General features: G+C 34.8%; 13 protein-coding genes. 3 read left to right on the top strand and 10 right to left on the bottom strand.

Annotation, left to right across the window (positions count from 1 at the left end; genetic code table 11):
* Nucleotides 1-189: 189 nt before the first annotated feature.
* The 10 genes from KF896_04440 to KF896_04395 form a co-directional block, all read right to left on the bottom strand.
* Nucleotides 190-1,884, bottom strand: a complete 1,695-nt coding sequence (locus KF896_04440) for a T9SS type A sorting domain-containing protein (protein MBX3042947.1) — start codon at nt 1,882-1,884, stop codon at nt 190-192.
* Nucleotides 1,885-1,904: 20 nt separating this feature from the next.
* Nucleotides 1,905-2,366, bottom strand: coding sequence for a hypothetical protein (locus KF896_04435; GenBank protein ID MBX3042946.1), 462 nt, complete (start codon nt 2,364-2,366; stop codon nt 1,905-1,907).
* 15 nt (nt 2,367-2,381) lie between these two features.
* The gene (locus tag KF896_04430; GenBank protein MBX3042945.1) at nt 2,382-3,620 is read right to left on the bottom strand and encodes a hypothetical protein; all 1,239 of its coding nucleotides are present in this window, start codon (nt 3,618-3,620) and stop codon (nt 2,382-2,384) included.
* Nucleotides 3,617-4,180: an RNA polymerase sigma factor gene (locus KF896_04425; protein ID MBX3042944.1), complete on the bottom strand. Its 564-nt coding sequence runs from the start codon at nt 4,178-4,180 to the stop codon at nt 3,617-3,619. Before KF896_04425 ends, KF896_04430 begins: the two co-directional genes overlap by 4 nt.
* A gap of 155 nt (nt 4,181-4,335) precedes the next feature.
* On the bottom strand, nt 4,336-5,649 hold the full coding sequence (locus KF896_04420; GenBank protein ID MBX3042943.1) for an adenosylhomocysteinase: 1,314 nt from the start codon (nt 5,647-5,649) through the stop codon (nt 4,336-4,338).
* Between the two features lie 33 nt (nt 5,650-5,682).
* Nucleotides 5,683-7,140, bottom strand: a complete 1,458-nt coding sequence (locus tag KF896_04415) for an NADP-dependent isocitrate dehydrogenase (GenBank protein ID MBX3042942.1) — start codon at nt 7,138-7,140, stop codon at nt 5,683-5,685.
* A 16-nt stretch (nt 7,141-7,156) separates the two neighbouring features.
* Entirely contained in the window at nt 7,157-8,302 is a 1,146-nt protein-coding gene (metK, locus tag KF896_04410; GenBank protein ID MBX3042941.1) for a methionine adenosyltransferase, read from the bottom strand.
* Nucleotides 8,303-8,337: 35 nt separating this feature from the next.
* Complete coding sequence (locus KF896_04405) at nt 8,338-9,318, bottom strand: NTP transferase domain-containing protein (protein ID MBX3042940.1); 981 nt, start codon at nt 9,316-9,318, stop codon at nt 8,338-8,340.
* A 135-nt stretch (nt 9,319-9,453) separates the two neighbouring features.
* A complete protein-coding gene (locus KF896_04400) occupies nt 9,454-10,236 on the bottom strand; it encodes a phosphatase PAP2 family protein (protein MBX3042939.1) in 783 nt (260 codons plus the stop codon).
* Nucleotides 10,226-11,515: an insulinase family protein gene (locus tag KF896_04395; protein MBX3042938.1), complete on the bottom strand. Its 1,290-nt coding sequence runs from the start codon at nt 11,513-11,515 to the stop codon at nt 10,226-10,228. Before KF896_04395 ends, KF896_04400 begins: the two co-directional genes overlap by 11 nt.
* A gap of 140 nt (nt 11,516-11,655) precedes the next feature.
* Here KF896_04395 and KF896_04390 point away from each other — a divergent pair, with 140 nt between their 5' ends.
* The 3 genes from KF896_04390 to KF896_04380 all read left to right on the top strand — a co-directional run bounded on the left by KF896_04390 (nt 11,656) and on the right by KF896_04380 (nt 23,656).
* Entirely contained in the window at nt 11,656-13,785 is a 2,130-nt protein-coding gene (locus KF896_04390) for an elongation factor G (protein MBX3042937.1), read from the top strand.
* Between the two features lie 316 nt (nt 13,786-14,101).
* Entirely contained in the window at nt 14,102-18,952 is a 4,851-nt protein-coding gene (locus tag KF896_04385; protein MBX3042936.1) for a S8 family peptidase, read from the top strand.
* A gap of 483 nt (nt 18,953-19,435) precedes the next feature.
* Nucleotides 19,436-23,656, top strand: a complete 4,221-nt coding sequence (locus KF896_04380; protein ID MBX3042935.1) for a hypothetical protein — start codon at nt 19,436-19,438, stop codon at nt 23,654-23,656.
* Nucleotides 23,657-23,699: the final 43 nt, after the last annotated feature.

The following is a 23,699-nucleotide window of genomic DNA, read 5'->3' as shown; positions in this document are numbered from 1 at the left end:
TCAACATTTTCTGAATCAGAGATTATTCGGATTAAAGGATTTCTGGGATTAATAAAAAGCAAGATGGACTCCACCTCCGAGGTGTAGTCCATCTGTTTTGGCTACTTAATCTTATTGCAAAGTGCTGAAGCCCTTTGTTGCGAAGACGGATTAAACATTCAACTCAATAACATTTAACATTCAACAGATTTACTTCTTCACAAATTTGCCTACCTTATTACCAACACGTATGAAATAAACTCCTGCTGGTAAATGCGAAACATCAATTCTTAAATTCCCCTCACCCGTGGGTGTCAGCGCAGCTGACGGGGTGGATATGACTTCCAAACCCAACGCATCAAATATTTGCACTTTACCAGTCGCTGCAAAGGGCTGAAGCCCTTTTTTGCTTAATTGAATTGTAATGAAATCTGTAGCGGGGTTGGGATAGACACTCAATTCTGAATTTCTGCGAACTTCAGATTCCAATATTTTTGTAACTAAGCCATTATAATATTTATCTCTTGCAAATTTGATTTTATCAATAAGTGATAATTCGTTGCTTTGTTTAATTGGATTATCGCCCTTGTTGATTTTGCCGCCGATACCTGCAATATCTTCTTTTGTACCGTCAGCTTCGCCTCCTTTAGCAGGAAGTGCAAATGCTATCAATACAGTAAAGTATGCCTTTTCTCCCGGACGAAAGTGAAATGGACCGGTAGATGTCATAACTCTTCCACCATCAAGATAATCATCTGACTTGTAAATTTGGTTTGATGTTAATATGTCATATCTTTGTTCATCGTATCTTGGATCATTCTTGATGTGCCAATTATACAATGACTTTAATCCAATCTGTTCATCCATTTGATATATTAGCTTGTCATTTCTCAAAAAGCCATCGCTATCAACTGCCGGAGTTTCAAGCAAGGATACACCAAAGTAACCAAATCCTTTACCATTTATGACCTCAGAATTTTCTGACCAAGCAACAAAAAGATTCAATGTTTTATCTTCTTCGTAGTAAATCAATCTATCTTTTGTCCCCCATTCTTTGTTATCAAACTTTGAAATAAGTCCAATCCCAACACCATTATAATTCCCAATCCAACAGTCTTTAAGTGTGTCATTGGACTTATTTTCAATTACATATCTTTGAATTATCACATCTTTCATTAAATCATCGCTCCAAGAATAAATGGATGATTCCATTTGTAAACTCAAGGGATAACCTTGTGCCAGTCTGTTTGCTGAGCCACCCTCATAAAAGTTTAAGTCTGTATCCTTGAAGGTAGTTACAATATCTTCATCGGATACAATTAAAGGACCATTAAGATAATTATCGCGGTTTCGCTTTGAATTTTCGTGTTCGTATTCATTTAAAAATACTCCATGACTGTACTTTTTCTCTCCGTTTGAAATCCAGTGAGACCAATTATATTCGTAATCACTATCAAAAGGCTCGCCTGTGTATGTGTTGTATTCTGTACTTAAAAATGTCCTGTATTTCTTCTTCAAATCATATTTGACTTCATTTCCGTCTTCTATTCTCCCTGGCACAGCCCAACTTTTCCCTGAGTTCGGGTTATATGTTATTAGAACCATGTTTCTTGTTTTATTTGAATCAGGATGATATTTACTAGCGCCAATCCACAACCCGCTTCCAAAAGAATAAGTAATATCACTATTTCTGGGCCAAATTACACCCCGTAATTCAGGGAAATTGAAATAACAATTACTTATCCCATAATTTGTTGCACCGAATTGAATATTGCTGACAGTATTCTTTTTACTTTCAAATGTTCTTAATGTATCCGACTGTAGTTCGGGATGATTAAACTTTTGCGCTAAAAGCGGTGAGGAAATCGCAAAGAAAGCAACTAAATACAATGTGAACTTTTTCATTTTAGAACTCCTTTTTATTATTAAAATCTTGTTTGCACTCTTATTGGAATAAACATTTCTTCGTTTTGATTTATGTATAATGTGTCATAGAAAATTCCCGGTACAATTGGGTCAGCAATGAATGTTACTTCGATTGCAGGGAAAAGTTCAGTACTTGAAGACGACTTAATAACAAATGGCATTCCTTCAGGAAAACCGTAAGTAAATATTCCCGTTTTATTATCATTATCAATTGAATATATTTCTATATCGTGTAAATCAGAATTATTGGCAATAATGATATTCCTTGAAATCATAGCTTTTACTCTAATAATTCCTAAGTCCACATCGGGTAAGGTCAGAAGTTTGAGTGAATCAGCAGGTGATAGATTTTCAGTTATGATTTTTTTATCATATCTCGGTTCTGTAGAAAGTATATCTTTGCAAGAACTGAAAATAATTATTATCATTAAAAGCAATATACTTTTCAAAAGTAATTTCATAGCAATTTCTCCTAATTAAAATTTGAGATTTATACCGTAATTCAGTCTGAATTTTTGAGTATCGAACCAGTTGTCGTTTTGTATAAATCTAAAATAATCCATTGTACCACTGAAATAAATTGATAAAGAATTTACAACATTGTACTCAATACCCATTGCCGGACTTAAAACAATCCCTGCCTGATTAGCTCCCACACTAAGCTGAATATACGGCACCAACACTTCCGAATTTATCAAATTAATTAAAATTTCACTTGAAACCGTTGTTAAATTTGGCTGAATTCGATAATTGTAAATATTCCCATCCATTTCACTTTGAATAAACTCTGCAAAAAATGTGGACTGATTTATTGAAATTCCGGTCCTGAAATAATCATTTGCCTTAAATAACACTCTTAAGCCCAAATTGTTGAATTTATTATAAGATTTTGGTGATACTGATGCTTCAGGAACAAACCACGGAATTGAATTTTCCAAAGAGATTTCCAGATTATCAAAGAATGTAAATATGTTGTTTTTATTCAGGATGTTATTTTCATAAATCATCTTATTAAATCTCTCGTAATTAATATTAGATTTACTCAAATTGTGAAAATATTCATTACTATTTGAAATATTTGATATCTCTGATATATCTTTAAGATGAGGAATATTCTCAAATTTTTCATCTTCCATTCCAACATCCTCTGTTAGAATTTTTCCTGAATTATTAGATGCAATTTTGTTACGTTTGATGCTTTTAGTAAATGAAATTTCATCAACATTATTTGCACTCATTATTGGAATTGCTTTTTCAGGTTCTGCGAATTTGATAAATCTGTTGTCAATATTATTGGGCTGACTTCCGGCAGCGATAATTTCGGAATTATCATTCAGTAAATACATTATTCCGGCACCAAGGATCATTCCAATAACAGCAAAGCCAATTTTACTGATTGAGTTGCTCATAACATTACTAAAGATACCACTTTTTACAATTGCTCCTTTTGTAACGGCTGCAGCACCTATAGCCGCATCTTTGGGGATATATGTCAAGCCGGCTTTGCTGAATAATTTATCAGTAACTGCCACCGGAACAGTTGATTTTTTCGGATAACTCTCAGCCGCTCTGTTAAACTTCATAGCAGTTTGAAATTCATTTTGTAATTCGGTGCTTTTGGTAAGTGCTGAATAGAAAGCAGTTCTTTCAGCATCACTTGCTTCCCCATCAATTACAAGATAAATCAACTCGCTGTATGTATCATAATTTTTCATAATTTTTCCTCCTTAATCATTGGAGCCAGAATTTCTCTTAATTTTGCTTTTGCCCTTACAATTCTGTTGCGGACAGTTGAAAGCGGTACGTCGGTTAGTGTTGCAATTTCACTATAGCTAAGTCCCTGATAAGATTGAAGTATAAATGCTTCTTTATGCTCTTCAGGCAGTAACTCCAGAGCAGAATCAATCATTTCGGAAAGTTCTTTAAGTTCGTAGCTGTTATCGTCAATATTTGCTCTGAAATCATCAAATTCTACCATTTCAGCTCTTTGGTTACGCCTGAAATTCAGTGATAAATTGCGTGCTGTTTTAAGTAAATACCCCTGCACATTTCCAATATATATTTTATTTTCAATACATTTAAGTAGTTGTAAAAAAGTATCCTGAAAAATATCCTCTGCAAAAGTGCCATCACCGAAAATTTTCCTGCAATACAGATAAATATTATTTGCATAGCGATTATACAATTCAGAAAAAGCCGCAGATTTTTCCGGCTCACCGGAATTTGCCGTTATTTGAATTAAATCGTTGTCGCTATATTTATTAAAATTTTTCATATCTTTTTCAATTGCATAGACACAATTTTATAATGTTTGTTTCAGTTGAGTAAAAAATAATATTGCTAAAATGAAAAATTGAATATTCTTGAAAAAAAAATCCCTTACCTAATAAATGGGCAAGGGAGATTTAAAAAACAAACTGACAGATTTAATCAGGTTCCGGCATTATAATCGTTGATGTAAGCAAGTTGCTCCGGAGTTAAAGTGTCAATCTTAAGATTTGACATTGTAAGTTTTGTATGAGCAACAAATTCATCCTGCTCAACAGGAATTTCCATAACTGCGATTGGCATTTTTTCGCCTGCTTTATGACGTTCGATAAGTGAAACGTGAGCCATAAACTGATTGGCAAATGACATATCCATTACTTCTGATGGATGTCCTTCAGCTGCTGCAAGATTAATCAATCTTCCCTGAGCAAGTAAGAAAATCTTCTTACCATTTTTCAGAGTATATTCTTCGCAATTTGGACGAATTGTTCTCTTGCTTACCGAAACTTCTTCTAATTCAGGAATATTGATTTCAGCATCATAATGACCTGTGTTACAAATAATAGCCCCATCTTTCATAGATTCAAAATGCCATTTACGGATAACATCTTTTACACCTGTTGCAGTACAGAAGATATCACCAACTTTAGCTGCTTCATCCATTGTCATGACTTCATGACCTTCAAGAGTACCTTTTAAAGCGGCTGTAGCTTTCACCTCTGTAATAATGGTATTAGAACCCATCCCTTTAGCACGTTTTGCAACACCTGAACCGCAGTGACCGTGACCTGCAACTACAAAATTCTTACCTGCAAGCAATACTGAAGTAGCTCTGATAATACCATCTAATGTAGATTGACCTGTTCCATAAACATTATCAAAATCCCATTTTGTTTCTGCATCATTTACTGCATAAACGGGATAGAGAAGTTGACCGGCTGCCTCACGTGAGCGAAGTCTGTGAACACCTGTAGTAGTTTCTTCAGAGCCACCGATAATATGAGAAGTAGCAAGTTCTTTGTATTTTTCGTGAACTGTATCAATAAGGTCGCAACCGTCATCAAGAGTAAGATGTGGTTTAGCGTCAATTGTACGCTCAATACACCAGTAGAAATCTTCACCATTTCCATACCATGCGTAAATTTGTACGCCTTCTTCAGCAAGAGCAGCAGCAACTGCATCATTTGTTGATAGAGGATTACAACCTGACCAAAGCACTTCAGCACCTGCAGCTTGAAGTGTTTTGATAAGGACTGCAGTTTCCTTAGTTACGTGAAGACAACCAGCAATTTTGTAACCTGCGAAAGGCTTAGTTTCGCTGTATTTTTGCTTCAATCCCATTAAAACAGGCATTTTAGTTTCAGCCCATTCAATGAGTAATCTTCCTTCTTCTGCAAGAGAAATATCTCTTACGCAATATTTTCCCAGTACTTCTGAGAAATTTCCGGTTGCTTTTTTTGGGGGTATATTTGACATAATATTAGTCCTTTTTAATTATAATTTTAAAATTTATTCGCCTTGACCGAGAGAATAAGCTCTCTCACCATTTATTAAATATAAATTTTCAGTTTTGATAATATCAAAACCCGCATTTGCAATTGATTTCTGCAAATCAAGTAAATCATTATTTGAAATTTTTAAGTCATCGTTATTTCTTTTGAAACGACATCTCCAGTGGTCTGTACAGAAAGTTTCCGGGAAACCGTCAGGATATACCTTTACGCCTCGGTTGGTTATCATTTTGAGCTTAAATCCCGTATTCTCAATAGCTTTTTCAAGAGAATCACCAAGTGTATTTGGATTTCGCTCATCACCAGTCCAATCAAGAAACACATCAATCCCGTCAAGTTCTTTGTCCGGTTTTATATAAGGAGAAGGTTTTACATGAATTGGTTTGAAGTCATGATTAAATTTAACTTCTTTTAATATAATTGGCTTTTTACCAAGTCTTTTGATAATCTCATCAGCAAATTCGTCAGTACCAACTCTAACTCTTGAAGTAGCTTCCTTATAAATATCCGGAGTGTGATAACCATCTTCGAGAGTTTTCAGGAGTGCATTCTGAACGAGCTCTGCTTTATCAGGCATTCCAAGGTGCATAAGCATCATCACGGCACCATTAATAAGTCCACTTGGGTTTGCAATACCTTTGCCTGCTATATCTGGTGCCGAGCCATGAATTGCTTCAAACATTGCAAAAGAATCCCCGATATTTGATGAACCGGCAAGTCCTACGGATCCCGCAACTTCCGCTGCAATATCGGAAATAATATCCCCATAAAGATTAAGTGTTACAATGACATCGAAATTTTCAGGATAATCTGCTATACGAGCTGAACCAATATCAATTATTAAATGATTGGTTTCAAACTCCGGGTATTCTTTAGCAATTTCAAGAAACATTTTATGAAAAAGACCATCTGTATGCTTCATAATATTATCTTTTGTCATACAGGTAACTTTCTTTCTACCCATAGAGCGTGCATATTCAAAAGCATAACGGATAATCTTTTCAGTTCCGGGTTTTGATACAAGTTTTAAACATTGAATAACTTCGCCTGTCTGCTGATGTTCGATGCCTGCATATAAATCTTCCTCATTTTCACGAACAACTATTAAATCCATATTTGGAAAATGTGAATGAATGACATTAGTATAAGCCACAGTGGGTCTGACGCTTGCAAATAACCCCATTGATTTACGAATTGTAACATTCAGACTTTTATAACCTGAACCTTGTGGAGTAGTTATTGGGGATTTAAGGAATACTTTATTACGGCGTAATATATCCCAGGATTCAGGAGCAATACCTGATTTTATGCCACTAAGATAAACATTCTCTCCAATCTCAATTACATCATATTTGAAATTACAGCCGGCTGCATCTAAAATACTAAGGGTGGCATTCATAATTTCAGGTCCGATACCATTGCCGTAAGCTACTGTTATATTTTTTTGCATCAAAATTTACTTCCCCGATTAATCATGCAAAATTTTTCTTAAATAAATCAACAATATCAGTAGCTTCCCATGGAAATTCATTTCTTCCAAAATGTCCGTAGGCAGCAGTAGCTCTGAAAATTGGTCTTCTTAAATTGAATCTCTCGATGATTCCCGCCGGTGATAAATCAATATTTTCAAGTATAAATTTATCAAGCAATCTGTCACTGAATTGTGATGAACCATGTGTATTTACAAGTATTGAAACCGGCTGGGCTATTCCAATAGCATAAGAAAGCTGAATAGTACACTCTTTGGCAAGTCCGGCGGCAACGATATTTTTTGCTAAATATCTTGCGGCATAAGCTGCTGAGCGGTCAACTTTTGTTGAGTCTTTACCCGAGAAAGCTCCACCGCCGTGAGGCGCCCTTCCACCATAGGTATCAACTATAATTTTTCTTCCTGTTAATCCGGTATCTCCGTGAGGACCACCAATAACAAAATTACCTGTAGGATTAACATAATATTTCGTATTGTTGTCAAGATACTCAGATGGTATAATATTTTTAACTACATTTTCAATAACATCTTCTTTAATCTGAGTTTGTGATACATCAGGGTCATGTTGAGTAGAAATAACAACTGTATCCACTCTTAAAATTTCACCTGAATCAGCATATTCTATTGTAACCTGTGATTTTGAGTCAGGTCTTAAATAGTCCATAATTCCGGGTTGTCTTCTCAAATCAGCAAGATGTTTTACTAATTTGTGTGAATAGATAATTGGTGCAGGCATAAGCTCTTCAGTCTCAACATTGGCATAACCGAACATCATACCCTGGTCACCCGCACCGCCGGTATCAACACCCATTGCAATGTCAGTTGACTGCTGATTGATAACATTAATAACTGCTGCTGAATCTGCATCGAATCTAAGACCGTTCTTATCATATCCGATGTCACGGATTACTCCGCGAACCAAACTCTGCAAGTCCACATAAGTATTTGTTTTAATTTCGCCGCCCACTACAATCATACCCGTAGTTGCATAGCATTCACATGCCACGCGGCTGTTTGGGTCATCGGTCAGCATCGCATCTAATACTGCGTCAGAAACCTGATCGCAAATTTTATCCGGATGCCCTTCTGAGACCGATTCAGAAGTAAATAAATATGAATTATTACTCATTTGTGTATATCTTTAAAAGATTAAACATTAAACAATTAACTTTCTGAAATTTGACTTGAATCACCAACATTTAATTTGTGAAAATGACCTTTTACTTCAGCATCATTACCAATAATTGATTCTTCAAGTAGTGATGAAACTACTTTTGCATTAAAGCTGACAATGCTATTTCGAACTATACTGTCTTTAACTACAGCACCATCGGCAATAGATGCATAAGGACCAAGAACAGACCTTTCAATTACTGCCGAATCCGAGATAAAAACAGGAGGTATTATAACGGAATCTTTATATTTTGGAAATTGAGGCTTGTGGTCTAATAAAAACCTGTTAGTAGAAAGCAATGTTTCGGGTTTACCGCAATCGTACCAGCCTTCAACCGGGAAGGTTGTAAAATCAGCTCCCTTATCTATCATAAGCTGTAGTGCATCTGTAAGCTGATATTCACCTCTGGTTCTAATATTTTTATCCATTAACTCATTCAGACTGTTGGTAAGTAGCTCGGTGTCCTGAATATTATATAGTCCAACAATAGCAAGTTTCGAGATTGGTTCTTCAGGTTTTTCGATTAATTTTGTGATTTTGTTGTCACTGCCTTTTACAACGACTCCAAATCTTCTTGGGTCTTCAACAGCTTTCACTCCAATTGAATTTACACCGCTTTTGAATGCTAAACCAAGGTCAACATCAAAAATCGTATCACCAAGAATAATCATTAACGGTTCATTTCCGTAACTTTTAGAGCCAATCCATATCGCATGACCAAGCCCCAGACGCTGCTCCTGAACTACAAACTCAAATTCCATTGCCGAATATCTTTCTTTAACATATTCCTCAACAAGCTTACCCATATAGCCTGTAATAATCGTTGCTTTATTGATTGATTGCTCAAGCAAAGCATCAAGTATATGTCCAAGAATCGGCTTACCTGCTACATTTAGCAAAACTTTGGGTAATGAGTAAGTGTGTGGTCTGAGTCGAGTGCCGACACCGGCAACAGGAATTACTGCTCTCATTAAATATTTCTCTTAAGTCAAATTAATAATTACAAAAATACTAAATATATCTTAATGTAATCGTTTATAAATGCAACTTATTTTATTTTTATAACATTTAGATTGATTAAACGGAGTAATATAGTATATATAAAATCATAAATTAAACGAAATTGCGATTATCCGGTTGTTTATAAATTCATTCGGAATTTGAGCATTTCGGGATTCATGCAAGTGAGGAATTATCTTACCAACAGCAAATCCAACCGCAGAACCTATCAAAATATCAACCGGAAAATGTCTGCCTGAAAGTACTCTCAGAAGTGCAGTAGTAGCAGCAAGTGACATAGAACCAAGCCAAATTATATTGTGATTGCTATTATCGGGATAATATTTTGAATAGGATTCAGCGAAAAAAGTCATTCCCGCAAATGCAAGACAAGAATGACCTGAGAAAAATGATTGGCGTGCGTCTTTAGTCATTTTCATTTCAATTGGAACATCAGGATTATAAATATATGGTCTTGGCTGCTGGAAAATATTCTTAACAATTTGAGTTGTACCTACACTAAGCATACCTGTTTCTAAATACATCAATCCGTAAATCCCCCATTCGGGTTTTACTCTTTCGTCAAAAATTTGAATTGCAGGAACCGCAAGGCAAATACCAAGTAAAATATCGCTTACCAAAGCCGTGTTGTCATTGTAATTTTGAACTGCAAATCTATTGATTCCAAGCAATTCTTTTTTCATTAACTCTTCAATTTTATATTCGGTAAGGGGCTCATACTCACCTCTGCTCATTTGCACAGCAAGTCCCATAACACTTGCTGTTGTTATTAGTACAGTTTCAGTATTTTCATTGAATGAATAATTTGATGAGTGCAAATTAAAGTTCATCGAAATTATTAAAATCAATATCAAAGTACTATATTTCATTGTCAGACATTTCTTTTGGTAGTACTACAACTTCAATTGCTTCTTCAGCTACCAGATATTTATCTGCAAATTCAATCAAGTGTTCTCTATTGATAGCATTATATTTACCCAATACTTCGAAAATCATTTCCGGATTATTCCAGAATAATGTAAAATTGCCAATCATATCAGCCAAACCGTGAGAATATTGTATTTCATTTGCAATCTGAGAGGTAAGTTGATTTCTGGTTTTGAATAGTGAACTTTCATCAAAAAGCCCTTTCTTAACTTTTTCAATCTCAAAAAGTATAGCCTTTTTCAATTCATCAGTTTGGATTAGCGGTTTATTGCCCACTGCGTAAAATGTAAGTAGCGAGCAATGTTCACGCTTATCAACAAAAGCACCTACCTGAGATGCAATCTGCATTTCGTAAACAAGTTTTTTGTATAATTCCGAACTGCGTCCATTGCCAATCATATAAGAAAGTACATCAGCAGTATAAATATCTTCGGATTTGAAATCACCTAAATGAAAAGAAATAAATACAGCCGGAAGTGGTACATTGTCATAAGTAATTTCAGTTTTACCTTTTTGCTTGAAATTCTCAACAAAAATATTCCTTCGGATATTACCATTACTTTTTTCAATGCCGAAATATTTTTCGACGAGAGGCATCGTATTTTCCGGCGGACAATCACCTGCAAGAACTAGACAGGCATTTTCGGGATTATAGTATGTGTTGAAAAAATTCTGAACGTTTGCAAGCGTAGAATTAGCAACATCCTCCTTACTACCGTGAACTTCCCATGAATAAGAACACTCCGGCGAGTAAGCAAGAGCTGCCAAATTTTCACGCCATTTACCATAAGGTTGGTTTTCGATGGTTTGAAGAATTTCTTCTGTAACTACTTTTTGCTGAGTCTCAAGGGCGGATTGAGAAATTTCAGAATAGAACATTCTATCCGATTCAAGCCATAGACCTAATTCAATCTGGTGAGACGGTAAAGTCATTGTATAAGCGGTGTAGTCGTAAGTAGTGTAAGCATTATTTGTTCCACCGGCAGAAGAACAAATTTTATCAAATTCTCCTTTAGGTACATTCTTTGAGCCCTCAAACATCAGGTGCTCAAACAAATGTGCAAAACCACGAATACCAACTATTTCGTCCTTAGAACCAACTTTATATGATAAATTCATACTAACAATTGGAACTTTAGGATTATTTAAAATAATTACTTCTAAACCATTATTTAATTTGTGTCTGATTATTTTTACAGATTTATTAAGTTCAAAACTCATTTTTCACCAAAAATTAAATAAAAGACGCAGAAAAACATCAAAATTTTAAAAAAAATTTTAATAATTCATAATAATTCCCTAATTTGGAGTTTATTTTATTACTAATTTAAAAAAAAATAAGTTTAATTGGAGTATTTGTTATGAAAGTGTATGAAACACGGAGTATAAGAAATCTTGCCGTTGCCGGACACGCAGGCTCAGGTAAGACTTCTTTGATTGAGGCTATTCTTCACCACACAGGTATTATCAGCAGAATAGGTACAATAGAAGATAATAACACAGTATCAGATTTTAATGAGCTTGAGCACGAAAGAAGATGCTCTGTATTCAGCAGTGTTGTTAATGCTGAGCACAATGATAAAAAAATTAATATAATTGATACACCCGGGTATGATGATTATATCGGAGAAATGATTGCTCCGATGTATGTATGCGATACAGCTATGGTTGTCCTTAACGGTGTTAGCGGTATTGAAGTCGGCACAGAAAATGCCCTCACATATGCCAATAAATTAAGTAAACCTGTCTTCTATGTAATCAATAAATTGGACAATGACCAGTCCAGATTTGATGATATTATAAATGACCTGAAATCACAGTATGGCAACAAAGTAACAGCATTCCAGTACCCACTCAATCCAGGTAGCAACTTTAAAAGTATTGTAGATATTCTTTCTTTAAAATTATTAACTTTTAATGGTTCATCAAATCCTGAAATTAGCGATATTCCTTCAAGCGAACTTTCAAGAGCTGAAGAGATCCGAAATGAACTAATTGAATCTGTTGCTGAAACTAATGAAGATTTAATGAATATCTACTTCGAGGAAGGCAGCCTTACTGAAGAACAACTATTAACCGGACTACGCAAAGCATTCTTAGGGCGCGAGATATTTCCGGTATTTGTTACATCAACAAAATCTTTAGCAGGAATTTCATCAATTCTTGATTTTGTAGCAGATTATTCTCCGGCTCCAAATGAAGTTCCTATGCCTGTTGCAGAAGGTAGCATAAAAGTTGATTGCGATTCAAATGCTAAGGTATCATTATTTGTCTTTAAAATGTTTTCGGATCCGAAACTTGGAGATATGACATATTTCAAAGTGAAATCAGGCAAATTGCATTCAGGCATTGATTTAGTAAATGAATCAAGAAACTCGTCAGAAAGATTTGGAGGCGTTTATGTTGTTTCCGGCAAAAAACGAGAAGAAATAACTGAATTATCAGCAGGCGATATTGGAGCAACAGTAAAATTGAAGAATACTAATATCTCAGATACACTACATGAAAAAGGATTCAATGTTAAGTTCTTACCAATTGAATACCCGACAGGAAAAGTGCGTACTGCTATTGCTCCTAAGACAAGAGGAGAGGAAGAAAAAGTCGGCGTTGGTCTTCATGCTCTGCACGCCGAAGATCCAACAATTATAGTCGAACATTCTCAGGAATTACGCCAAACCATTATTTTTGCTCAAGGCGAACTGCATCTTAGTGCTATCAAATGGAGACTTGAGCATCGCTATAAAGTAGAAGTTGAATTTATTGAACCTCGTGTGCCTTACCGTGAAACTATTCAGAAAAAAGTACAAGGTTCGTACCGCCACAAAAAGCAATCAGGTGGTGCAGGTCAATTTGCAGAAGTTCACATGATGATTGAGCCATGGGTAGAAGGTATGCCTAATCCTGATGGTTTTAATGTTCGAGGAAAAGATATTTATCCTCTTGATTGGGGCGGTAGTCTTGAATATGTAAATTGTATCGTTGGTGGTGTAATTGACCAAAGATTCCTGCCTGCCATCCTCAAAGGTGTAATGGACAAAATGCAGGAAGGACCTCTTACAGGCTCCTATGTTCGCGACATTCGTGTAACTGTTTATGACGGTAAAATGCACCCTGTTGATTCAAATGAAGCTGCCTTCAAAACTGCCGGTATGATGGTATTCAAAGATAATTTTACTCAGGCAAGTCCTAAAATTCTTGAACCAATTTATAATGTTGAAGTAAAAGTACCTGAAGAATTCGTCGGTGATGTAATGAGTGACCTGCCATCACGTCGTGGTGTGATTCTGGGAATTGACTCTGAAGGTAAGTATCAAAAAATTAAAGCTCGTATGCCTCTTGCAGAACTTGATAAATATTCTCAGGGATTACGTTCTATGACTCAGGCAAGAGCAACCTACAGCTCCGAGTTTGCAGAATATCAGGCAGTACCGCCGAACGTTCAGGTTGAGCTTATTGAATCATATAAGAAAAGCCAAACTGAAGAAGAGTAATTTTTGCTTAATTATTCCGGTTACATTTTTTCTAAATGTATCAAAAAGCAAGCGAAATTTCTTAGTTAATATATTTATTGCAACCACATCCTCAAAGGTGTGGTTGTTTTTTTTATCGGTTTCCTAAAATAATCTCAATATATTTTTCGCTATATATGTGTTATTCGGTTAATAAATAATTATCAACTTATAAATATATTTAAAAATAACAAGAAAAATTTAATTTAATTAAAAATTAATTTGATTTTTGAGTAAATATTTGTATTTTTGATTTGCTGTGAATTATCGGATATTAACAATATTTTGAGGTGAAATTATGTTTGTTTTTATAAGATTTATAGCATTATTCGTGTTCTTCACAATATGCTCAGAAACGCTGGTTTATTCTCAAAAAAATGAAAATAAATCGTCCGAAAAAGAACGCTTAAGTAAAGATAATTTACTTGTAATGAAAAATCAATCCGATATCGGAAGTGAAGAAATATTACAGAAGTCATCAGCATTGCCAAACAAATCTCAGCAATCAAAAAATACTTCAAATGTAGTTAAAGATACAAATTGTTTCGACAATCAAATTTATGTTAAATTTTTGTATCATAACATTATTCCGCATATTATAAATGAAAGTAATTTGCATCTTTATGCAATATCTTTTGGTAATCCGGAACTTGATATTCTGATTCCAAAATATCGTATAATAAGAATTGAAGAGGCATTCAAAGTTAATAGTAAAAAACATTCTGAATATTTGAACTCAGCCGATAGAACTAATAATTCTAATTTAAAAAATATTTTTAGAATTGTTTTTGAACCTTCACAAAATATTGACGATATAATTCAGGAATTCAGCATGTTTGATTTTGTGGAATATGCTGAACCTGTGCCAATTGACAGAGTTTTTGCTGTTCCAAACGATACACGATACAATGACCAGTTTTATCTTGGAAAAATTTCTGCTGCTGCAGCTTGGGATATTCACAAAGGTGAAAATGGTTTAACAACTGTATTGATAGGTATTTGCGATTCCGGAACTGACTGGACTCATAATGATTTAGTAGAAAATTTATACCAAAATTTAGGCGAAGATGCTGATGGCGATGGTCTTACTATAGAATATATCGGAGGTCAGTGGGTACTTGACCCGGGTGACCTTAATGATATTGACGATGATGGCAACGGCTATGTTGATGACCTTATTGGTTGGAATTTTGTTACTGATGATGGTACAGCTGCCAATAATCCAAAAGCGGTCATTCCTAATAAACATGGTACTCACGTAGCAGGAATTGCTGCAGCCAAAACAAATAACAGTACCGGAATAGCATCAATTTCGTGGAATGTAAAATATCTTCCAACAAAAAATGGGAATAATTCAGGCTCAACTTCAATCATTAACGGATATAGCGGAATTATCTACCTTGCAGAAATGGGAGCAGACATAATTAATTGCAGTTGGGGAGGATATTCATATTCAAAAGCTAATCAGGAAGTTATTGATTACGTCAAATCTTTAGGATCATATCTTGTAATCTCTGCCGGTAATAACAGCAACAATACAAGAACATATCCGGCAGATTACAAAGGTGTTCTGTCAGTAGGTTCTGTAGCTCAGTCTGACGCAAAAGCATATTATTCAAGCTATGGTGCCTGGGTGGATGTTGCAGCTCCGGGAGGTGATTGGTTCGGTGATGCTCGAATTCTAAGCACAGTGCCGAATAACGGTTATGAAGTGATGCAGGGTACTTCAATGGCATCACCACTGGTAGCCGGACTTCTTGGATTGATGAAATCATATAATTACGATTATACTAATGATGAATTAACTGAAATTCTTCTTGCTAATTCTGATGATATTTCATCTCCTCTTGGTAATTACAATAATTTAATGGGATTTGGAAGAATTAATGCTGAAAAATCTCTTGAATTTCCAAATGCGAAAATGACAAACAAATTGAAAATTCTTCCGGCTGGCTTTGAATTTATTCCCAACAAGGATAATTACGCTCCGGATGAAAATATATCAATTGTAGTTCATGCAGATAATTTTAACCCTCTCTATGGTTCTTCTAATGTCAGTTTCGAACTTACTCAACAAGAGAATATTTTGAATATTCTATCCGGCAGCGGAAATTGTACATTCACAGGAGACTCACGCATTAAATTGGATACATTGAAGGTAAAAGTAAAAAACAATATCAATAAGGCTTTTGCCAAAGCCAATCTGGCTCTAACTTTTACTACTGATGTAGGTATTATTGGTGACAGTACATTCAATTTTGAAATTAATATTGTTGACCCTGACAAAGTACCAAAAGTATTCGCTTATAATGCATTCAGCCAAGATTCTGATCCAATTAGCCCTTTGTCATTTATTATTAATGACGCTACTAATTTGAACTTTTTGACAGCAGACCGATCACCTGTTTTTGCAAGAGGGGGGACCTGGTTCGAAGGAAAGTGGTATTGTATTGAAGATGATGGTACCGGTTCGTTAAAATTAGTGACATACGACACTACCAATGGTCAGAGAACAATTGTGATGAATTTCGATATACCGGTCAACGGGCTGGCTTATGACCCGGAAACTAATCTTATATGGGCTGTTGGCGGACTGAATGGTCAAAGTTTTTATACTGTTAATCCAAAATCGGGATCAGTTAAATTAGTTCAAGAATTTGATTATGGTATGCTACTCATCAATTTGGCATGTGATAAAGATGGAAATTTATTCATGATTGATATTGAAGATGATAATATTCTTCAATATGATAAATGGGAAGGTGATTTCCCATTTTGGAAAGATTTAAATGCAGATTATAATTTTGCACAAAGTATGGAATATGACCTTGATAATGAGATGCTTTATTTAAGTTCCTATTTTTATGATTCGGAAAGCAATCTTAATTCCGAGATTTCATATTTTGACTTTGACAACTCTTCGGTTATGAAACTATCTGATGTCAAGAATAATAATGAAATTACTGCTCTTGCAGTACCGCATAATTATAAACCTAATAAAATTGACCTTGTACAACCTGAATTTGCAACAATAATGCAAAGTAATATAGTTTTGAAATGGAATCAATTCCAGAATGCAGAAGGATATAAGTTGCATTTTGCAGATAATTATGATTTTATTGATGAAGATATTATCAATTTAAATGATACAATGTATGTATTCGATGAAACACCTGTGCTTGGAAAGTACTATTGGTACGTTGAAGCAAATCTGCCCGGAGGGGCAAACGAATTTTCAGGCAAATGGATGTTTGAAATTGCCGATATTTATTGTGCCCCATTTACTGACGAGTGCGATGAATACATTGGTAAATTTGAATTTAATACAATTTCAAATACATCAGGTTGCGGTCTTTTAAATGGTCATTCTGACTATAAACATATTCAAACTACTGTGGTCAGAGGAGCTGAATATCAAATCAAAGTGACTAATCCTGTTCAATATAATGGTGATAAAGTTGGTGTATGGATTGATTATAATCAAAATGAAGAATTCGACACAGAAGAATTGATTATACTGAATTCCACAGATGGCAATAAGACATTTTTGAAGAACATTACAATTCCAAATGATGCAGAATTAGGTAAAACAAGATTACGAGCAAGAATAGTATATAATATTGACTTAGATCCTTGCGATTATTCCGATTATGGCGAGTCGGAAGATTATTCTGTAATTATTACCGATATTCCTGCTGTTATAACTACAATTGCAACAAATGTAAGGTCAACATCAGCTAAAACTGGTGGCGAAGTTACTTCTGAAGGTGGTTTGGAAGTAACAAGTAAAGGTGTTTGTTGGTCTGATAATCCAAATCCGGATATTACAGATAATAAAACCATTGATGGTACTGGTGGTGGTGTTTTTGTCAGTAATATCACCGGGTTGACCGAAGGTACCAAGTATTATTACAGAGCTTATGCCACAAATTCATTGGGCACTTCTTATGGAACTGAGTACGAATTAACAACCGGCACCGGTGACGAACAAATCATTACATTAAATTCAGGATGGAATTTAATTTCATCCTTTATTGCACCCGATGATTCTTCAATACCCGCTATTTGGAATGATGTTAAAGATAACATAGTCTTAGTGAAGAACAATGCCGGAAAAACATATCTGCCATTATTTGATGTTGATAATATAGTAAATTGGCATAATTACGAAGGCTATCAGGTTTACACTTCTCAGTCGGTTGAGCTCGTAATTGCCGGTACAGAAGTTGTTCCGGAAGACCATAATATAGCTTTGGGGTCAGGCTGGAAAATTGTTTCCTACCTTCGCAATAATCCACTCAATATTGTTGATGCTATGGCTACATTGACTGATGATGATGCACTTGTAATCGCAAAAAATAATTCCGGTGGCACATATCTTCCTATGTTTGGCATTAATAATATTGGTAATATGCAACCGGGTCAAGGATATCAGATTTACTTAAGTAAAAATTCTATTCTGACTTATCCTCAAAACTCATTAGGGAAGCGTGCACTTATGGATGAAAGTTTAATCAAGCATCCAAAAATTCTAATACCGGCAATTTCAAATACCGGAAATAATTCTACTCTTGTTATATTTGCAGATGTTCCGGATGGCAATGAAATAGGTGTTTATTCTGAATTTGATTTACTTCTCGGATCAGGAATTTTCCTTGATGGAAAAGCAATAGTTACAATCTGGGGCAACAATTCTCAATCCCCGGGAAGCGATGGTGCTAAAGCCAACAACGAATTGCGGATAAAGCATTACGACAATAAAACAGGTAGATTGAATGATGTAGAGTTGTTCGAAATGACTGACATTATCAGCGGAGAATCACAATCTTGGCTGAATTACAAAACCGATGCTGTAATTATAGCTAAAGCAAATATTGAAACGATGAATGATGATTTATCCATTATTGTGAGACCAAATCCATTTTCAGATGTACTTACAATGGAGTTCAGTTTAAAAACTGAGAGCAAGGTCGTAATCTGTGTTTATGATAACAGAGGTGCCAAAGTTAGTACTTTATACGAAGGATTCCTTCAATCAGGCTTGAAGAAGATTTCACTTGATGGCTCTAATTTGGCGATTGGAGATTATACTGTTATTATTGATATTGAAAATCAAAGGTTCATAAGAAAAATTATTCGCATGAAGTAGCTTCTATATTTTACTAATCCCCCGACTCGTAAGTAAGCTCGGGGGATTTGATTTTTAATATTTCTCAAATGTTGTTTTTTTAAAAATTCTCTCACAGCCTGTCGAAAAAAATTGGAAATTTTTTCTTATTTGACATCTTTTGCTCCGGTTTTATGTCAAACTATTTCAGGATAAGACAGGTACAATTTTGAAGATGCTTCAATAAGGAGTAGTTTTTATTGGTATAAGAGATGAATTTCAAAATATTGCAATAGATTTTAGATGCGGCAGAGAAAAAAAACTCAAAAAGCACTTTTTTTAAATTTTCCGAAGAATACAGCCTTAAGATATATGGTATTCTGTGGTAGTAAATAGCTAAGGAATCCTTGATATTTAAGTGATGCTAATGAAGTGAGATTATAACTTATTGTATTAAATAAAATTAAAATAATTGTATTTTAAGTTTTTTTTTATTAAATTAGTATAAAATAAAAAGGAAATGCAATGAAAAGATTTTATACTACATTTATTCTGTTATTAATTACAATTTTTTCTGCAAAATCGCAGTATTGGAAAGAGTTTGAAAATATTCCTGCACCATTCAGGACTAACTATTGGTTAGATGTATATTTTCATCCGTCAAATCCTGATTATGGTTGGGTTTGTGGTTTCAGCGGAATGGTTATAAGAACAACTAATGCCGGCGATTCGTGGTCTGGCTCTATAGTAAATGGAGCTAATCATCTGGAGCATGTACATTTTCCAACACTAACTATCGGCTATACTTCCGGTCCGGCAGGCATTTTCAAAAGTACCGACGGCGGGGTAAGCTGGTCAAATATCACTCCTGAAACAATTGCTGATTACTGGGGCTGTTATTTTGTAAATGAGAATGTCGGTCTAGTTATTGGTGGTGGTTGTATAGGTCAGCAGAGATTTTACCGCACTGAAAATGGAGGACAGACCTGGACGTTGTTCACGGCAAGTGAGCCAAATTCAGGCTTAACAGATTTACTTCTATTCGAACCAAACGGATTAGGCTATGCTGTCTCAAGCGGAAACCTTTGGAGAACCACTGACGGAGGTAGAACTTGGGCTATTTTTACATCAACCGGTTCAAATGTCTGGCACGAGGAAATTACTAACAGCGGTTCTTCTTTTCTACTTCCTTATGCCGGTACAAACTGCTCAGGTCAGGGCGGAGACGGTGGTATGAGATTTACTACAGATATGGGAAATTCCTGGAATGTTTATCAGACAGGATTTGCTATGTTCGGGACATATTTGCTTGATGCTCAAAACGGATGGGCTTGCGGAGATGGAAGAAGTGTACTTAAAACGACTAACGGAGGACTTTCATGGCAAACTCGTAACTGTGGAATACGGCAAGACGGTAATCTTGATGATATCTGGTTTGTGCATCCAAATCTCGGATATGTCGTCGGTAGTGGAGTTTACAAGCTGTCGCCACCAGAATATGACTTTACCAAAGATTCATTATTTTTCAAAGATTTATGCCTTGGTGATTCAAAATCTGATAGTTTACTAATTAAACATCTGTCATTTATAGAAGCATATTCCGAATTTGAAATAATTGATGATTCCGATGGTAATTTCGAACTGATTACGCCACAGCAATTTTTCTATTTACCCGGCTGCTCTGATACAAGAATTTCTGTTCGATATACACCCAAAAATCAGAATGACCATTTAGCAAGATTGAAAATTACGGTACATCCAGGAACTTCTCAGGAAGTTATTAAATATATTTATTTGGTTGGAAAAGTAAGTAAAGTTACAGCATTTCCTCAAAATGATTTGATAATTGAAAACCGTGTTGTTTGTAATACTATGAATATCATTGCTTTACCATGGTTTTTAGAAGGAGATGGCGAGTCAATTCTTGATATCAGACAAATTGAAGGCACAAATTTTATCAGAAATATGTCACCAATTCCATATCCGCTTACCAAACCTGTTACAAACTCTGAATTTGCAATTCAGCTTCCTGATACCGGTTGGTTTGAAACGAAATTCAGAGTTACGCTTGACCCTTGTTATAAAGATACAGTTATTACGATTCGAGCTTATGGAGTATCACCAATTATAAGTCATTCGGGTAAAACAGATTTTACAAGCGAATGTCTTGAAACTATCATTGACACTATAAAAATTCATAACACTGGCAATGATATTCTCAATATTGATGGTGCCAGATTAGAACCAACTTTAAGTGGTTTTTCGATTGTTGGATGGATAAATCAAAATTCATATCCTGTAAAAATTCAAAGAAATGAATTTGCAGAGATTTTAATCTCCTACTCACCGGAAAAATATGGAAATGAGAATTGTCAAATAATTCTTGTTAATAATGATTCAACAAAAGTAAACGGTAATAAAAATCCATATATTATTAATTTAACAGGCAATTCAAACGGAGTCGAGCTAATTGATTCATTATTTATTGACTTTGGTGATATTTGCCTTGGATTGACTAAGTTGCAAACTGTCAGACTAAAGAATAGCGGAAACCTCGATGCAATATTAAGCATTAGGGATATTCCCGGCGAAATGATAGTCTCGATTGAAGATATTAATCGCCGAATCAGAGGCAATGATTCAGTTTCAATAAGAGTTTCTTATAATGCCCTTAAAAAAGGTGAATTCAGGGAAGTAATTGCAATTAGAGCTGAGCCATGCGATGAAATAACATATCTGATAATTAATGGCAGAGTAGTATCGAATGAGCTCGATATTATTCCTGAGGTTATAACAGGCATTGTAAAAACAGGCGAAATTTTGACTGAAACAGTTAGAATTAATTCTCTAAGCGATATAAATTTAAATGTAAAAAGTATAAGAGTTGAACCTGAACCCCAAGGCTGGAGTTATAATTTCAGTCCGGGAGTTCCGATGGTACTGCTTCCTGAGCAAGGAGCAGATTTTACATTCAATTTTACACCACTTTCAGCATCAAAGCTTGAAGGCAGAATAGTAATTGAAACCGATGGTTTGTGTCTTGAAACATTCTATGTTGATTTAGATTTATCCAGCTTTAGCCGACTTGTTGATGTCAACCCTAAAGCTGCTGATTTTGGTTTGACTTTATGCGAAAAATCAGAAAAATATTTTGATATTACGATATCGAATCGTGGATTTTCGCCTGATACCATAAGTTCAATTTCGTTTTCACCTGATATTAATGAATTTTCAATATTAAATTTACCGGAATTACCACTTATACTTCAGCCCGAAGAAGATTTTATAATTCGTTTAAGATTTTTACCGCAGAATGAAGGAATATTTTTGACGAATCTTAATATCGTTACAATAGGTGATGATGGGCAGAGCTTTTCGGTTTTATTAACCGGTGAATTTAGAATGTCTGATATTGCGCCCAAAATTCACAATGTTGATTTTAGGAATTTAGAACTCTGTTCCGAAAAACAACAAATAACAGTAAAATATATAAATAGCGGCTCAATAGCTGATACAATTATTTTTTCTGATTATCAGGGGCATACTGCTTTTAGTATTATCGGAGAAAAATGGACAATAGAATCAGGAGGTGAAGCAGAAATTTCACTTGAAGTAAGTCCGGATTTGTTTTCAGAAGTTGGTAATTATTCAGGTAAATTTGTTTTAAATTCAGTTGTTTGTCCGGATAATTTCGAGATTAATGTCCAGGCAGAAATAATCAAGCCAGAATTAATTATTATACCAACAACGATTGATTTTGGCTCAAAATGGGAAGAACAGAAACCTGTCTTGAAAGTTGAGATTCATAATGTTGGTCAGACTGATTTAAAAATAGATGATATTAGTCTAAGCAATGAGATTGACTTTATTCTTATAGGTAGTCCTCTTGGTCAAATGATTTCTTCCGGAAAACATATTGAGTTCGATATTCAATTTATAGCAGGAAATTTTGGTGACTATAGCGGTGAAATATTGGTAAAATATTCATCTCTTTGTGTGGATTCAGTTAGTGCTGATATTTCAGGCTCAGTATTTGAAGAAAAGTATGAAAATTTAGTTTTCATAAATGAATATGAAGCAGTAGCAGGCGAGCAAATTGAAATTTCCGTCAACCTGAAAGAAGGAATTGAGAGAATTAATGCCGAACAAATTGACATTCAAATTAGCTTTGATAAATATCTTTTTTATCCCAATGCTATGAGTGTAAGGCAGAATAATTTATACAGTCCAATTGAATTTGATTACTTAAGTGGTGTTTTAAAAGTATCAGTATCAGGAAATCAGTCCAAAGATTTGCTCAAATCAAACGGAGAAATTTTTAAGATTTTGGGTACTGTAATGGCTTCAATTCCTGATAATACGCAACTCAAAATAGACGTGTTTGATATTGCAACTGATAAAGATATTATGATTGATACTCAAAATGGCAAACTTCAGCTTACAGATTACTGTGCTGAAACTGTAGCTTTAAGTAAATTTATTATGATGCCATGGTTCAGAATTAAGTCGGGTGACCTTGCAAATGATGGCATTTATAAGTTTCAGATGAATTCAACCGGCGACGTTGATGTAGAATATTCAGTTATTGATATTTCAGGAATTATTTCTGAAAGTGGTATAATCAGACCGGGACGAGAATATTCGGAGGTAATAATTAATTTACGAAATCTCAGTTCAGGCAACTATTTCATATTATTAAAATCTAAGTATCAAAATGAGATGTTGAATATTATAAATATAAAGTAGGATTGAAGTCTTCTTGATTTAAAAATAATATTCCATTGTAAAT

This window comes from Ignavibacteriota bacterium (genome assembly GCA_019637995.1).
Classification (GTDB): Bacteria; Bacteroidota; Ignavibacteria; order Kapaibacteriales; family UBA2268; genus JANJTB01.
The sequence above is the reverse complement of the archived record's forward strand: the minus strand, read 5'-3'. Positions and strand labels throughout refer to the sequence as shown.